The organism is Algiphilus sp. (genome assembly GCF_965216485.1).
Lineage (GTDB): Bacteria > Pseudomonadota > Gammaproteobacteria > Nevskiales > Nevskiaceae > Algiphilus.
In genome coordinates this window covers 107,781-122,115 of record NZ_OZ244162.1, presented here as the reverse complement: position 1 = coordinate 122,115, position 14,335 = coordinate 107,781, and the positions used below count along the sequence as shown (strand labels likewise).

General features: G+C 63.9%; 15 protein-coding genes. 3 read left to right on the top strand and 12 right to left on the bottom strand.

Features of this window, described 5'->3' with window-relative positions:
• Positions 1-111 precede the first annotated feature (111 nt).
• From ACOOFO_RS00530 to ACOOFO_RS00475, 12 genes are all read right to left on the bottom strand, one after another.
• Positions 112-1,239: an acyl-CoA dehydrogenase family protein gene (locus ACOOFO_RS00530; protein WP_350165135.1), complete on the bottom strand. Its 1,128-nt coding sequence runs from the start codon at positions 1,237-1,239 to the stop codon at positions 112-114.
• Positions 1,240-1,277: 38 nt separating this feature from the next.
• Positions 1,278-2,102, bottom strand: coding sequence for an SDR family NAD(P)-dependent oxidoreductase (locus tag ACOOFO_RS00525; protein ID WP_350165136.1), 825 nt, complete (start codon positions 2,100-2,102; stop codon positions 1,278-1,280).
• Between the two features lie 40 nt (positions 2,103-2,142).
• On the bottom strand, positions 2,143-2,562 hold the full coding sequence (locus ACOOFO_RS00520; protein WP_350165137.1) for a MaoC family dehydratase: 420 nt from the start codon (positions 2,560-2,562) through the stop codon (positions 2,143-2,145).
• Positions 2,559-3,017 carry a MaoC family dehydratase N-terminal domain-containing protein gene (locus ACOOFO_RS00515; protein WP_350165138.1) on the bottom strand — a complete coding sequence of 153 codons (459 nt, stop codon included), beginning with the start codon at positions 3,015-3,017 and terminating at the stop codon, positions 2,559-2,561. Before ACOOFO_RS00515 ends, ACOOFO_RS00520 begins: the two co-directional genes overlap by 4 nt.
• Positions 3,018-3,030: 13 nt before the next feature.
• Positions 3,031-4,212 (bottom strand): lipid-transfer protein, encoded by a 1,182-nt coding sequence (locus ACOOFO_RS00510; RefSeq protein ID WP_350165139.1) that lies wholly within the window; start codon positions 4,210-4,212, stop codon positions 3,031-3,033.
• A gap of 124 nt (positions 4,213-4,336) precedes the next feature.
• Positions 4,337-5,260, bottom strand: a complete 924-nt coding sequence (locus ACOOFO_RS00505; protein WP_350165140.1) for an alpha/beta hydrolase — start codon at positions 5,258-5,260, stop codon at positions 4,337-4,339.
• Positions 5,232-6,416, bottom strand: a complete 1,185-nt coding sequence (locus tag ACOOFO_RS00500) for an acyl-CoA dehydrogenase family protein (protein ID WP_350165141.1) — start codon at positions 6,414-6,416, stop codon at positions 5,232-5,234. The genes ACOOFO_RS00505 and ACOOFO_RS00500 overlap by 29 nt, the downstream gene beginning before the upstream one ends.
• A 17-nt stretch (positions 6,417-6,433) precedes the next feature.
• Positions 6,434-7,936, bottom strand: coding sequence for an acetyl-CoA acetyltransferase (locus ACOOFO_RS00495; RefSeq protein ID WP_350165142.1), 1,503 nt, complete (start codon positions 7,934-7,936; stop codon positions 6,434-6,436).
• Positions 7,933-8,424 carry a PaaI family thioesterase gene (locus ACOOFO_RS00490; protein ID WP_350165143.1) on the bottom strand — a complete coding sequence of 164 codons (492 nt, stop codon included), beginning with the start codon at positions 8,422-8,424 and terminating at the stop codon, positions 7,933-7,935. Before ACOOFO_RS00490 ends, ACOOFO_RS00495 begins: the two co-directional genes overlap by 4 nt.
• On the bottom strand, positions 8,421-8,906 hold the full coding sequence (locus ACOOFO_RS00485; protein ID WP_350165144.1) for a PaaI family thioesterase: 486 nt from the start codon (positions 8,904-8,906) through the stop codon (positions 8,421-8,423). Before ACOOFO_RS00485 ends, ACOOFO_RS00490 begins: the two co-directional genes overlap by 4 nt.
• Entirely contained in the window at positions 8,906-9,583 is a 678-nt protein-coding gene (locus tag ACOOFO_RS00480) for a transglutaminase family protein (protein ID WP_350165145.1), read from the bottom strand. The genes ACOOFO_RS00485 and ACOOFO_RS00480 overlap by 1 nt, the downstream gene beginning before the upstream one ends.
• Before the next feature lie 172 nt (positions 9,584-9,755).
• Positions 9,756-10,799, bottom strand: coding sequence for an AraC family transcriptional regulator (locus tag ACOOFO_RS00475; protein WP_350165146.1), 1,044 nt, complete (start codon positions 10,797-10,799; stop codon positions 9,756-9,758).
• Positions 10,800-10,919: 120 nt separating this feature from the next.
• On the opposite strand from ACOOFO_RS00475, the gene ACOOFO_RS00470 reads away from it, so the two are divergent.
• Genes ACOOFO_RS00470 through ACOOFO_RS00460 form a run of 3 tightly spaced genes read left to right on the top strand, consistent with a single transcriptional unit; the run spans position 10,920 to position 14,324 of the window.
• A complete protein-coding gene (locus ACOOFO_RS00470) occupies positions 10,920-11,240 on the top strand; it encodes a 2Fe-2S iron-sulfur cluster-binding protein (RefSeq protein ID WP_350165147.1) in 321 nt (106 codons plus the stop codon).
• A gap of 15 nt (positions 11,241-11,255) precedes the next feature.
• The gene (locus tag ACOOFO_RS00465) at positions 11,256-12,668 is read left to right on the top strand and encodes a cytochrome P450 (RefSeq protein ID WP_350165148.1); all 1,413 of its coding nucleotides are present in this window, start codon (positions 11,256-11,258) and stop codon (positions 12,666-12,668) included.
• An 18-nt stretch (positions 12,669-12,686) separates the two neighbouring features.
• Positions 12,687-14,324 (top strand): choline dehydrogenase, encoded by a 1,638-nt coding sequence (locus tag ACOOFO_RS00460; protein ID WP_350165149.1) that lies wholly within the window; start codon positions 12,687-12,689, stop codon positions 14,322-14,324.
• The last annotated feature ends 11 nt before the right edge of the window (positions 14,325-14,335 follow it).

Sequence of the window (14,335 nt, the reverse complement as noted above, 5' to 3'; positions counted from 1 at the left end):
GGCTATCACCTTCCCGGGGGATGGACCACGCCCCTTGGCACTCGGCAACATGGTTTGCCGCACTGCACCCAGGCCCCTTCCCGTTTCTCCATAAACAGAAGTGGCGAGCGCTCATTCCAGTCCCCGCGCAATCAGCTCCTTCATGATTTCGTTGGTGCCGCCGTAGATCTTTTGCACGCGGGCGTCGGCGTAAAAGCGCGCGATGGGGTACTCGAGCATGTAACCGTAGCCACCGAAGAACTGCAGGCACTCGTCGACGATTTCGCACTGCTTCTGGGTGCACCACCATTTCGCCATCGAGGCCGTCTCCGCGTCGAGCCGATCATCAATCAGACACTGGATGCAGCGGTCGATAAACACCTGACCGAGGGTCACCTCGGTGTGCCGCTCAGCGAGCCGGAAGCGCGTGTTCTGGAAATCGAGCAGTCGCTTGCCGAAGGCCTTGCGCTCGCGCACATACGCGAGGGTGTGCTCCAGGGCCGCCTCGGCGGCGGTGATGGCACCGACGGCGATGATCAGACGCTCACGCGGCAGCTGTTTCATCAGTTGGTAGAACCCCTGGCCCTCCTGGCCGCCAAGCAGGTTTTCGGCCGGAACCTTCAGATCATCGAAGAACAGCTCGGCGGTGTCCTGGCCTTTCTGGCCGATCTTGTGCAGCAGCCGGCCGCGGCGGAAGCCGGGCTGCTCGGCCGGCTGTTCGACCACCAGCAGCGAGACGCCCCTGGCGCCCTCGACCGGATTGGTCTTGCAGACGATGACCAGCAGGCCGCAGTGATGGCCGTTGGAGATAAAGGTTTTCGCGCCGTTGACCACGTAGTTCTTGCCCTGGCGTTCGGCGCGCGTTTGCACTGCCTGCAGATCCGAGCCGGTGCCCGGCTCGGTCATGGCGATGGCCCCCACCCACTCGCCGGAGGCGAGCCTGGGCAGCCAGCGCCGCTTCTGCTCGGGCGTCCCGCAGCCGACGATGTAGTGGCTGACGATCTCATGGACGCCCTTGGCCCAGCTGGTATTGCCGGCACGCGCTTGCTCCTGGAGGATCACGGCCTCATGGGCGAAGGTTCCTCCCGCGCCGCCGTATTCTTCCGGCACGTCGGTGCACAGCAGGCCGGCGGCACCGGCCCTGGTCCACAACGCGCGGTCGACGTACTGCTGCGCGTCCCACTGTTCCTCGAAGGGCGTGATTTCCCTGGTCATGAACTTACGAACGTTGTCGCGGAACAACGAGAGCTCTTCGTCCATCCAGGGTGATTGATCCGATGTCATGGCGGCCGTCCCCCTCACATCGAGAAGCCGCCACCGCAAAGCAGCGTCTGGCCACTGACGTAGTTCGATTCCGGAATGCAGAACAGGTAGACGGCCCCGGCAGCCTCGGCCGGCGAGCCGGCGCGACCCAGCGGCACCATGGCCTCCATGGTCTTGAGCAGATCGGGGTTGACGCCGACCTTGATCTTGCGGCCTTCGACGTCGATGCTTGCATCCGAGCCGGCGGCAGCCTCGGTGAGCCGCGTCTTGATCAGGCCAAAGGCCACGCAGTTGACGTTGACGTTATAGCGCCCCCATTCCTTGGCCATGGCCTTGGTCAGGCCCATCACCGCCGCCTTGCCGGCCGAGTAGTTGGCCTGTCCGGCATTGCCGCCGGTACCGGCAAGCGAGGAGATGTTGACGACCTTGCGAAATACCTCGCGCCCTTCGTTGGCTTCTTTCTTGGCCTGCACGCGGAAGTACTCGGAGGCGGCACGAAGGATCTGGAACGGCGCAGTCACGTGCACGTCCATAATGGCGTGCCACTGCTCATCGGTCATCTTGTGGATGACATTGTCCCAGGTGTAGCCGGCGTTATTGACGATGATGTCCAGGCCGCCGAGGTGCTCGATCGCCGTGTTGACGAAGCGCTCGGCAAAACCGTCTTCCGTCACGCTGCCGATGCAGGCCACGGCCTTGCCGCCGGCGGCTTCGATCGCCGCGACCGTTTCCTCCGCCGGGGCAGCATCGAGATCATTGACCACCACGCTCGCGCCTTCGGCGGCGAGCTTGAGGGCGATTTCCCGGCCGATGCCGCGGCCCGAGCCGCTGACGATGGCCACTTTATCTTGAAGTTTCATGCAGTCTCCTCTTGTATGGGAATTAGGGTGCGTTTCATCATCAGGCCAGCGCCACCAGGGCCTCACCGGCGAGCTTGATCTCGCCCTGGTCGTCAACCACGCTAATCTTGAGCCGTGCCAGCGCCTCGCCGCCGCCCTCCGTGATCTCGACAACCTTGCCGGTGCAGGTCAGCCTGGCACCGACCGGTGTGATCGCCGCAAAGCGCACGGAGAAGTGGCGCAGCTGCGTCTGCGGGGCCCACTGGGTAAGGAACCGGCCAAGATAGGCCATCGGCAGCATGCCGTGCGCGAACACATCCGGCATGCCGGCGGCCCTGGCGAAGTCGCTGTCAATGTGAATCGGGTTGTGGTCGCCCGAGGCACCGGCGAACAGCGCCAGGGTTGTGCGCGTGATGGGCGGAAGCTCGAGCGGCGGCAGCTCCTCGCCGACCCTGATTTCGTCACGGCGCGGACTGTTCATGCTGCGTTCTCCTGTGGGTTGCGTACGACGATGACGCTGCGGGCCTCGACCACTGTCTCGCCTTGGGCATCCTTGATCTGCGAATCCTTGACGATGAACTCGATCGCGCCGCCCTTCTTGCTATAGATGTCGCTGATCTTCGACTCGACGCTGAGCACGTCGCCGGCGCACACCGGCGCGTGGTAGGTGAAGCTTTGCTCGCCGTGCAGGATTCGCTCGATCGGTACGCCCAGGGTGTCGAGCAGTGTGGTCATCGTCCCGGCATCAAGATCGGCGCCCATCAGGAAGGTCGGCGGCACCGGCAGGCTGCGGTAGCCCGCGGCCCTGGCCGCCTGCTCGTCGAGATACTCGGGCCGCGTTTCGCCGGTGGCCTTGGCGAAAAAGCGCAGGCGCCCCTTTTCGACCTCGAAGGGGACGGTCGGCAGCTGCAGGCCAATGTGTTTAGTATTAATCATATGCAACTCCTGTTTAGGTAGCCTGGTACATCGTCACCACGCAGGCGCCGCCCAGGCCGAGATTGTGCTGCAGGGCCTGGCGCGCACTTTCGACCTGGCGGTTCCCGGCCTGTCCGCGCAACTGCTGGACCAGCTCGGCGCACTGTGCCAATCCGGTGGCGCCCAGTGGATGGCCCTTGGACAGCAGTCCGCCCGAGGGGTTGGTGACCACACGCCCGCCGTAGGTATTGTCGCCGTCCTCGACCATCTTCTCGCCACCGCCTTCCGGCGCCAGCCCCAGTGCCTCGTAGGTCAGCAACTCGTTGGTAGCGAAGCAGTCGTGCAGCTCCACCACATCGACGTCCTCGGGGCCGATGCCGGCGGCCTCGTAGACCTTGTCAGCTGCGGCGCGCGTCATGTCGCAGCCGACCAGCTGCATCATGTTGCGTGCCTCGAAGGTATTTGGGGTGTCCGTGGTCATCGACTGCGCCACGATGCGTACCTGATGATCAAGGCCATGAGTCTTGGCAAAGGCTTCGGAGCAGACGATGGCAGCGGCCGCGCCGCAGGTCGGCGGGCAGGCCATCAGGCGGGTCAACGGGCCGATCAGCACCGGGGAGTCCATGACGTCCTCCACCGTCACCTCCTTGCGGAACAGTGCCACCGGGTTGCGCGCCGCATGCCGGCTGGCCTTGGCGCGGATTTTGGCGAAGGTTTCCGCCCTGGTGCCGTACCTGTCCATGTGCGCCATGCCGGCGCCGCCGAAGTAACGGATGGCCAGCGGCACGTCCGGTTGGCCGACCAGTTCGTCGCACACATGATCGAAGGGCTCGAAGGGCGTCGGCCGGTCGTGGTAGTAGCTGCCCAGTGCACCGGGCTGCATCTGCTCGAAGCCCAGCGCCAGCACGCAGTCGGCAGCGCCGGAGGCCACCGCCTGACGCGCCAGGAACAGGGCGGTCGAGCCGGTGGCGCAGTTGTTGTTGACATTGACCACGGGAATGCCTGTCATGCCGAGCGGATAAAGCGCCCGCTGACCGCAGGTGGAATCGCCGTAGACATAGCCCGCGTAGGCTTGCTGTACCTTGCCGTAGTCCAGCCCGGCGTCGGCCAGCGCCTGGCGTGCCGCCTCGGCGCCCATCTCGTAATAGGGCGCGCTGGCGCCCGGTTTGGCGAACGGCACCATGCCGATGCCGCTGACAACGGGAGTGTGTTTCATGCCTTGCTCCTTGAGCCCGGGTAGTAGACAGGTCGAAACCTTTGCATTTCCGGCCTGCTCCGGGTGTGGCAGGCCTCCAGTCATCAGGCGGTGTGCGCCTGTCGCGCGTACGGCCCGCGTGTGCTCACCCGCTCCCCTGTTGCAGTGACATCATCCGGCGCACGGCATCCCGTACCGCCTCGGGTCGCTCCATGGGCAGGAAGTGGGTCGTTCCAGGCAAGACCTCCACCTCGGCGCAGGGCAGCCGGGTCCGCAGGCGTTGCCGCGCTCTTTGCGAGAAGGTCGAAGCCTGTTCCGCGGCCAACGTGATGACCGGACACTGCAACCGACGGATGCCGGGCCAGGGGTTGTGTTCGGTATGGGCGAAGGTGGTGCTCTCCCATTCGGGTGCGCAGGCCAGGCGAAAGCGATTACCACTCTGTACGAGGCCATGCTGGACATAGGCTTCAAGCCAGGCCTCGGGCCAGGTCTTGAAGCCACCGCGGCCACGGAAGTTGTCAAGGGCTGCGGCATGCGAGTCGAACTCCCGGCGCCGGCGTGCCGCGCCGGCGGCGAGGGAGAAGCGGTACGACTGGCGAAGCAACTTCGCCAACCATAACTGCCAGCCCTGCCAGCGATCCATGATCACGGGTTCCGCCAGAATCAGGCCCCGCACCATCTCCGGCCGGCGGGCGGCGGCCATGATGCTGGTGGTGGCACCGATGGAATGGCCGGCCAGCCAGACCGGCTCATCTAGGCTCTGCAGCCAGGCGGTGAGGTCCTGGTAGTAGGTTTCCCAGCCGCGGAATGTCGCCATGTCCGCCGCCCCGGCGCTGGCGCCGTGGCCGCGCATGTCCCAGGCCAGCACATTGCAATCGCGCGCCAAATCGTCCAGCAGCGGTTGGTACAGGCGGCCATGGAAGCCTGTCGCATGCGCCCAGTGCAGGGTGGGACGACCTGGCGTATGCGGCCAGCGCCACAGGGCGATATCCTGGCCGTCCGGGGCCGTGAATCCGTCGCGCTCGATCACGCGGGGCGTCTCAGTAGGATTTGGGCAGGCCGAGGACATGTTCGCCGATGTAGTTGAGCAGCATTTCGTTGTTGATGGGCGCGATCTCCATCAGTCGCGCCGACGGCCATAGCGTGATGATGTCGTAGTCCCGGTCGAAACCGTAGCCGCCGTGGGTTTGCAGCGCGGCCTCGACGGCCTTGACCGCGGCGCGCGAACCCAGCAACTTGGCCATGTTGGCATGCGCGCCGGCATTGCCGCCCGCATCGAAGGTCGCGGCGGCCTGAATCATCATCAGCCGCGCGGCTTCCAGTTCGGCCTTGGCCTCGGCCAGCCGATGCTGCAGGGCCTGGTAGCTGCCGATGGGTACGCCGAAGGGTTTGCGCTCGTTGGCGTAGGTCACGGCCTTTTTCAGCGCGTAGTTGCCCAGGCCCACGGACATGGCGGTCACCAGCAGGCGTTCCGAGTTCAGCGCTTCGAACATGCCGGCCAGGCCCTGCCCCGGCTGGCCGATCAGGCGGTCGGCATCCAGCTGGACTTCATCGAAAAATACCAGGTACTGACGCTCCGGCCAGCCGACGTCGATATTCAGGGGTTGCAGTTCCACGCCGGGCGCGTCGGTATCCACCACGAACAGTGACATGCCCTCGGTGCGGCGCTCGACCTCGCCCGCCTTTTGCGTGCGGGCGACCACCAGCATGCGGTCGGCGTCCGCCGCGCCGGAGATAAACACCTTGCGGCCGGTCAGCCGATAGCCATCGCCATCCTGCATCGCCAGCGAGGACATCGCGAAGCTGTTGGTGCCGGCGTCCGGTTCGGTAATTGCGAAGCACAGTTTTTCGGCGCCGCTGATGGTCGGTTTGACGAAGCGCTCAATCTGCGAGGGCGTGCCCTGGCGGATGATCGGCACGCGCGCGAAGCCGGTCAGGAGCAGCATGGGCAGCACCAGTCCGGCCTCGGCCAGTGCCTCCATCAGCGCGACCAGTTCCACTTGCCCACCGCCTGAACCGCCCAATTCCTCCGGTATGGTGATGCCGAGCAGCCCGTACTCGCCCAGGGCTTTCCAGGCTTCCTGTGGAAAGCGGTGATTATCGATGCACTCGCGCATGTATTCCCGGCTAAAGCCCTCGCTCACGCCGCGGGCGGCCTCGCGGATGTCACGCATGCGCTGGGCCACGCTGACTTGGTCGAATTCAATTTCGGGCACTGCACTCATTGTCTATCCTCCTCGTCTCACCCTCTCGGGGTGAACAGGTTGCGTTGACCGTCGCTGCGCACGTGGCCGGCGCGGTTGAGAAACTCGTCGTCGGTCATGGCATTGAGCAGGTCCGGGTCGGCAGGGGTGTTGGCGATGAATCGGCGGCCATCGTCCAGGCGGCCCAGGACAATGCCCTGGGCCGGCCGGTCGTCACGGTCGTGCATGACGGTATAGCTTTCGATGCGCCCGGCACCTTCCGGCTGCGCCGCAACCTCTACACCGGGGCCGGCGTCGATTTCCGCCTGCACGGCCGCCGCGTCGACCCGCCGCCAGCCGCCGGCCGGTGGCCGCGACCCGTACAGCCCCAGCGAATGCTTGCTCATGTACCACCCCACGCCGCTGACCAGTGCGTGAGCGTCGGGCTCGGCGCGGATACGGGCCATGGTTTCTGCGATGGCGTGGGTGCAATAGTTGCTGCCGGGCCCACCGTGGTACGCGAGACCGCCCGTGACGGTGAGCGGCCGGGGATCATCTTCGGCGATGCCCAGGGCGTTGCGCGCCATCTGCACCGCGCTGGGAAAGCAGCTATACAGATCGAGATAATCGATGTCATCTACGGCCAGCCCGGTAGCCTCGAACAGGCGGCGGGCGCAAGCGGCGATCGCCGGGGAGCGGGACAGCTCCGCCCGTTCGGAAACGAACCAGCGATCGCTGGCATCCGCCGCGGCCAAGGGATACACCCAACGCCTGGGGTCGATCCCCAGAGCTCGAGCCTTGGCGGCCGACATCATCACCAGCGCGGCCGCCTGGTCCACCGCGATGATGGCGTTCATGCGCTTGGTGTAAGGCGCGCCAACCATGCGGTTTTCCGGCGTGCGCTCGGCAATATCAGCTGCGGACAAGGGCTCGCGGCGCCAGGCCTTTGGGTTGTTCATGGCGACGGCGTTGAAACCGGCATACAACTTCCCCAGCGCCTGCCGGTGCGCGACCGGGTCGCGCCCGTACTGGCCGCGCAAGGCCTGCTCGAACAGTGGGTAGATCTGCACGGGCAAATTCAGCCCGTGCCGTTGTTCGGCGGCGTTGGTCGGTTCACGGTCGTCGCCGAGCAGCCGGGGACCCTCGCCGGCTTTGGTGTCGATTACCCCGGACAGGCCCGCCCCCTTGCCGCGCATTTGCGTGGCCAGCGCTTCGCCTCCCCCGATCAGCGCGCAATCGAGTTGGCCCGCGGCGATGCGATCGGCATAGTAACCGACCAGCCATTGACCCATATTGCCCCCGACGGGTGTGTAAAAGCATTCGCCGGGGCCGATACCCAGCGTTTGGGCCAGGCTGGCCGGTGCGTCGGGATAGGCCGGCGCCAGGATGTTGAGACAGGTCAACGACTGGATATGGCGCAAGACGCCGTCGATGCCGCAGTCCGCCGCCGCGGCCCGGGCGGCCTCGGCGATCAGACCGATCGGTGTGCGCTGGTCATCGGGTTCGCGCGCGGTGATCTGGCCGGCGCCGACGAGCACCGGCGTGTTGCTATCAAACGTCATTGTTCTTCCCTGGTTTTACCACCGAAGGCGGTCTCGAACAGCAGTTGCACGCGCCCATGGGCGACGGGTGTGCTGGCCCTTTCCTGCCAGCAGCTGACATGGACCAGCGTCGTACGCCGCCCCTGGCGGACGATCTCGGCGGCGGCGTAGGTGGATCGCGCCCGCGCGGAACGCAGGTAGTCCACGTTGCAATCGAGGATGCGGGGGCGGCGAGCCTGTGCATCGCGGTTTTGCGCGGCGACGCGCGCCGTAATCTCGATCAATCCGCCGATCACGCCGCCATGCACGGCCGGCAACATGATGTTGCCTATCAGCGCATCGCGATACGGCAAATGGACTTCCATGCCGGTGCCGCTCTGATGGATTGCGAGCCCAAGGTGCCGCGCGTAGGGAATGCGCTCCAGCAACCTCTGCCAAGTAGCCGGCGTATCGGCGCACACATCCTGGTCGAGCGTCCTTGATGACATTGGGCGGGCTGTCTCGCTCATACAACATCGCCCCGCGAAGCCTTCGTCTCGACGTGCTTGCCCTGGGTGCCGCGCATGAAGGTGGCATTTCCTATAGCAACCGGGCCATCCTCTTCCTCGGAAGACACTTCGCAGCGCACAAACGCAACGTCATCGGTCAAGTGATGACAGCGGGCGGTGGCCACCAAGGCCCGTTCGCTACCGGCTGGCCGGAGGTAATCCATGCGCAAATCCAGCGTGGCTATGGGGTTCAATTCCCGAAGCGCGGCGAACACCGCTAACCCGCACGCTGAGTCCACCAGCGAATACAGGACGCTGGTACAGAGTTCCTCGGCTGCATCGTCGGCGCGCAGTTCGGGAGCCGGCACCAGTCGCATGCAGACATGGTCTGCTTCCATCGCCAGCACCTGCATCCCGAGATCTCGGCTGTGGGGCACCTGCTCGCCGAACTGCCGCGCCGCAGCGATTGGATCATGGTCCGCCAAGTTGCCTGTACCGGCCATCAGCCCTGAGTCCTGTCCTGTTCCATCTCCGCTGCCATGTCTCCGCTTAGTGCGTCAGGCGCAGCCAACAGACGCGGGTAATGTTTGCGATAAGCCGCCGCCAGTTCGGCATAGGGCAGATCGGCGCGGGGGCCGTGATCGGTCAGGTACTGCATATGGCGGCGCCCGGCGGTGTCGAATTCGTGCATGAGCGCATGCTGGCGGCCGTCGAATTCCAGTGCCTTGACGCCGAAGCGTTCGCACAGTTCGATGTTGAACGCCGGGGTGGCCTTGACCCAGCACCCATCTAACCAAAGCTCGGTATAGCCGTGGTAATAGAATATGTCCGTCTGCATCAATGCCAGCAGACGTTGACTGGCCAGGTGGTTTTTTACATCCGCCAGACCGATGCGAGCGGGGATGCCCGCGGCCCGGGCGCAGGCCGCCAGCAACATGGCCTTGGGCACGCAATAACCACGGCCAGCATGCAGCGTTGCGCTGGCGCGTAACAGGTCAGGCTCCAGCGAGAACGCGTAGGGGTCGTAGCGGATTTCATCGCGGACTGCATAGTAAAGCCGGATGGCGCGCTGCTGGTCATCGCCTTCCCCGGCGCGGTTGCGGGCGAAGGCCTGGACGTCGGGGTGGTCGCTATCAATAAAATCGCCGGGCGCCAGGTACTCGCGGGTGTCTGCCTTCATGTGAGCGTCCTTTCGATTCAGAGCGGAAGCACTCGCAGCCGAGCGGGAACGACCGCGGCGAATGCCAACTTCAAGAGTTTCACACTAGGTAGACGGCGAGACGCCGGCGAGGACATTTTTTGACATCATGGGGGCATTTAAAGACACGGGCGCCGTGCTCTTGGGGCGGCCGCTAACTCGCGCTTTGCCGGAATTGTTCGGGCGGCATGGCGAACCAGCGCTTGAAGGCACGCCTGAAACTCGCGGTGTCGTGGTAATTCATGAGCGCGGCAATGGCCTCGACGGACATTTGGCTGTCACGCAAATAGCCTGCGGCCTGGCGGGACAGAATCTCCTCGCGAATTTCCCGAAAACCGCTGTTTTCCTGTTTGAGTTTACGCGCCAGGGTACGTTTGCTCATGAACAGGGCAGCTGCCGCTTCTTCTTCACAGAGCGTGCCTGGCGGGTGGGACAGCATCATTTTCTTGAGCCGGGTCCGGTAGTCCGGTTCACGGCTCTGCAGTCGAGCGAGCATGGACTCGCACTGCTGCAAGGCTAGGCCATAGTTTTCACTATTGGCAGATACGTTCGGCATCCTGCACAGCGCCATAGGGAGTCTGAGCTTCAACTGATCGCAGCCGAAGTAAACTCGCCCGGGCAAATACGCCGAGTAGTTGGCTCGGTAAGCCGGCGCCGCGTGGGCAAAACAGGCCTCGGCCTCATCTAAGGGCCGGCCGGCGATAAATTCGCCGGTTGCAAAGAATGCTTTGACCGCCGTTTCCGCCAAGCAACGCGCAACGTCCTGATCCAGCTGTGCCTGGAAATCCAACAAGCACTCCATGTGGTTTTCCGCCTGTTGCAAGCGCAAGTGGATGAAGCTCGCGCGCGTGGGCAGGAACTTGTGAAACGCTTGTAGAGCGGTGAGCAGGTCAGGGCTACTGCAAACGGCAAACCCCATCGCGCCGTGTGTGGCCGGCGTCAGGCGCTCACCCAGCCGTAATCCGAAGTCCGGCTGGCCAGACAGCGCCAGCGCGTTGCGCAGAATCTGGACCTGCTGGTCCGACGTAAGCAGGCTGTCATCAGCCAGGAATTGCCGAGTGCCAACCCCCGTACCGCGCAACAGTTTGGGCAGTTGTCGTGCGGTAAGCCCCAGTTCACGGGCGATCAGCCTTGAGTAGTTCGACGGAATGTCGGCTCCGGGGTTTTGCAAGCCTGCCACCTGCCTGGTCGTTGTCATAACGCCCTCCACGGACCCGCAAGTGTCTTTAAATGCCCCCATGATGTCAACAAATGTCCTCCCCTGAGGGCTAGCACACAGTCACTCTAAATTGCAGTCAGAACCGACAGGAGGAGTGCCGTGGGCAAAATTACTTTTATCGAGCACGACGACACCGAGCATGTCGTTGAATTCAAGGCAGGCGCCTCACTGATGCAAATCGCCGTGGATAACATGATTCCCGGCATTGATGCGGACTGTGGCGGGGAATGTGCCTGTGGCACTTGCCACGTGATCGTCGCGGACGAGTGGTACGACAAGACTGGCACGCCGGGTGATGACGAACAGCAGATGCTGTCGATGACCCCGGAGCTGGCAAAAACCTCGCGTCTGGGCTGCCAGGTTCAAACCACCGAGGCGATGGACGGCATGACCGTCCGTCTGCCCGAATTTCAGATGTAAGCACTGGAGGACGCCATGTCAACAGAATTGCAGATGAGCGATGTAGTCCAGACCAAGCTGGTCAACGCCACATCCAGAGTGGTGCCGATGCACCTGCAGATCCGGGCACTCAAGTTTCTGGTAACGGCAAAGAAGAAGGTTATCGGCCCGCGACGCCCCCCGGTCCACTTCTTCGAAGCCCCGGTTCCCGATGTCAACACGTTGGCGCTCGAAGACATCGACACCAGCAACCCGTTTCTGTACCGGCAAGACCAATGGCGGGCCTACTTCAAGCGCCTGCGTGACGAAGCGCCGGTGCATTATCAGAAGCACAGTCCCTTTGGCCCGTTCTGGTCGGTGACGCGCTACGAAGACATCCTGTTCGTGGACAAGAACCACGAGCTGTTCTCCTCCGAGCCGATTATCGTGCTGGGCGATTTTCCGGAAGGGATGCCGGTAGAGATGTTTATCGCCATGGACCCGCCCAAGCATGACGTGCAGCGCCGCTCTGTGCAGGGCGTGGTGGCGCCGCAGAACCTGAAGGAAATGGAAGGACTCATCCGCCAGCGCACCGGCGAAGTGCTCGACAACCTGCCCCTCGATCAACCATTCAACTGGGTGCCAGCGGTATCGAAGGAGCTGACGGGCCGCATGCTAGCCACACTCCTGGATTTTCCGTACGAGGAGCGTCATAAGCTGGTTGACTGGTCGGATCGTATGGCCGGCACCACAGCAGCGACCGGTGGCGAGTTCGACGATGAAGACAACATGTTCGATGCCGCCGCAGACATGGCCTGGGCTTTTTCCCAGCTGTGGCGCGACAAGGAGGCACGACGTGCGGCCGGTGAAGCGCCCAGTTTTGATCTGATCAGCCTGTTGCAGAGCAGCGACGATACCAAGGACATGATCAATCGTCCGATGGAGTTTATCGGCAATCTGGCGCTGCTTATCGTTGGTGGCAATGACACCACGCGTAACTCGATGAGCGGCGGCGTGCTTGCCCTGAATCAGTTTCCCGAGGAATTCGCCAAGCTCAAGGCCAACCCGGAGCTGATTCCCAACATGGTTTCGGAAATCATCCGCTGGCAAACTCCGCTGGCGCACATGCGCCGGGTGGCGACACAGGACGTGGAACTGCGTGGCCAGACCATCAAGAAGGGGGATCGCGTGCTGATGTGGTTCGCCTCGGGCAATCGGGACGAGCGCAAGTTCGACAACCCGGATGACTTCATCATCGACCGCAAGGGCGCGCGCAACCATCTTTCGTTCGGCTATGGCATCCACCGTTGCATGGGCAACCGTCTGGCCGAATTGCAGTTGCGCATCCTGTGGGAAGAACTCATCAAGCGCTTCGACAACATCGAAGTTGTCGGCGAACCCGAGCGGGTTCAGTCGAACTTCGTGCGAGGCTATTCCAAGCTGATGGTCAAACTGACGCCCAAAGGTTGAGGCACGGTGTAAACCAGTATGGCCTCCGGACCATTCGATTATGTGGTGGTTGGCGGCGGCTCGGCCGGATGCGCCGTCGCCAACCGCCTCTCCGAGAGCGGCCGCCATTCGGTGCTGCTGCTCGAAGCCGGTCCGGAGAGTCGCCGCAATCCTTTCGTGAACACACCGCTGGGCTTTCTGCAGCTGATGTTCAGCCGTCGCTACAACTGGCAGTTCAATACCGAACCGCAGCGGCACATGCACGACCGTGCGTTGTTCCAGCCGCGGGGCAAGATGCTCGGTGGGTCCAGCGGCATGAACGCGCAGGTGTATATCCGTGGCCATGCCTGGGACTACGACGAGTGGGCACGGCTGGGTTGCGATGGTTGGTCGTACGCCGACGTGCTGCCGTATTTCCGCAGGTCAGAACATTTCGAGCCGAAGGTGACCCCGGATGAGGCAGCCTTCCATGGCCAGGGTGGTCCGCTCAATGTGGCCGAGAGACGCTATACCAATCCGTTGAGCACGGCATTCGTCGGCGCGGCGGCGCAGGCGGGGTACCGACGCAATCCGGATTTCAACGGTCATGAGCAGGAGGGCGTGGGTTTCTACTACGCGTACCAGAAGGACGGCGCGCGCTGCAGCAATGCGCGCGCCTATCTCGAACCCGTAGCGGGCCGTTCCAACCTGACTGTCCGCAGTAGCGCCCACGTTACCCGTGTGCTGCTCGAAGGCACCCACGCTACCGGGGTCGAGTATCGGGACCCGGCGGGGCTGGCGCAGGTCCGCGCCAAGCGCGAAGTTGTGCTCTGCGGTGGCGCGTTCAATACGCCGCAGCTGCTGATGCTGTCCGGAATCGGCCCACGCGAGGAATTGGCCCGGCACGGCATCAAGCTGCGCCACGCGCTGGAAGGCGTGGGACTGAATCTGCAAGACCATATCGACGTGTTCGTGCGTGTCAAATCACGCAGCCGCCAGAGCATCTCAATGCATCCGAGCTACTGGCTCAAGGGCCTGTGGGCGCTGCTGCAGTACATGAGCGGCCGCCGCGGTGTGCTGTCGAGCAACGGCGCCGAGGCCGGTGGGTTCATCCGGTCCCGGCCGGGGGAGCCGATACCCGATCTGCAACTTCACTTCGCACCCATGCTGTACGCCGACCACGGGCGGGACCTGAAGACCGCCATGAGTGGCTACGGCTATGCAGTGATGATCTACGGACTCAGGCCATCGTCGCGCGGCCGCGTCGGCCTGCACAGTGCAGATCCGTTCGCGGCGCCGCTGATCGATCCCAACTACATGGCCGAGTCCGCCGACGTCGAGCGGCTCGTGCGCGGGGTGCGCCTGGTGCGCAGTATTCTGGCGCAGCCGTCTTTCGCCCCGCACCACGAGGTCGAGATGTCGCCGGGGCCGGCACTGCAGAACGACGACGACCTCGCCGACTGGGCGCGGCGCAGCGGGGAGTCGGCGTATCACCCTGTCGGCACCTGCAAGATGGGCGTCGATCCGATGGCGGTGGTCGATCCGCGTCTGCGCGTGCATGGTCTGCAACGCCTGCGGGTGGTCGATGCCTCCATCATGCCGACGCTGGTCGGAGGTAACACCAACCAGCCGGCGACCATGATAGGCGAGAAGGGCGCGGCGATGCTGCTCGAGGATGCGGAGGCCAGTGGCGGCTGAGCGCCGCGTGT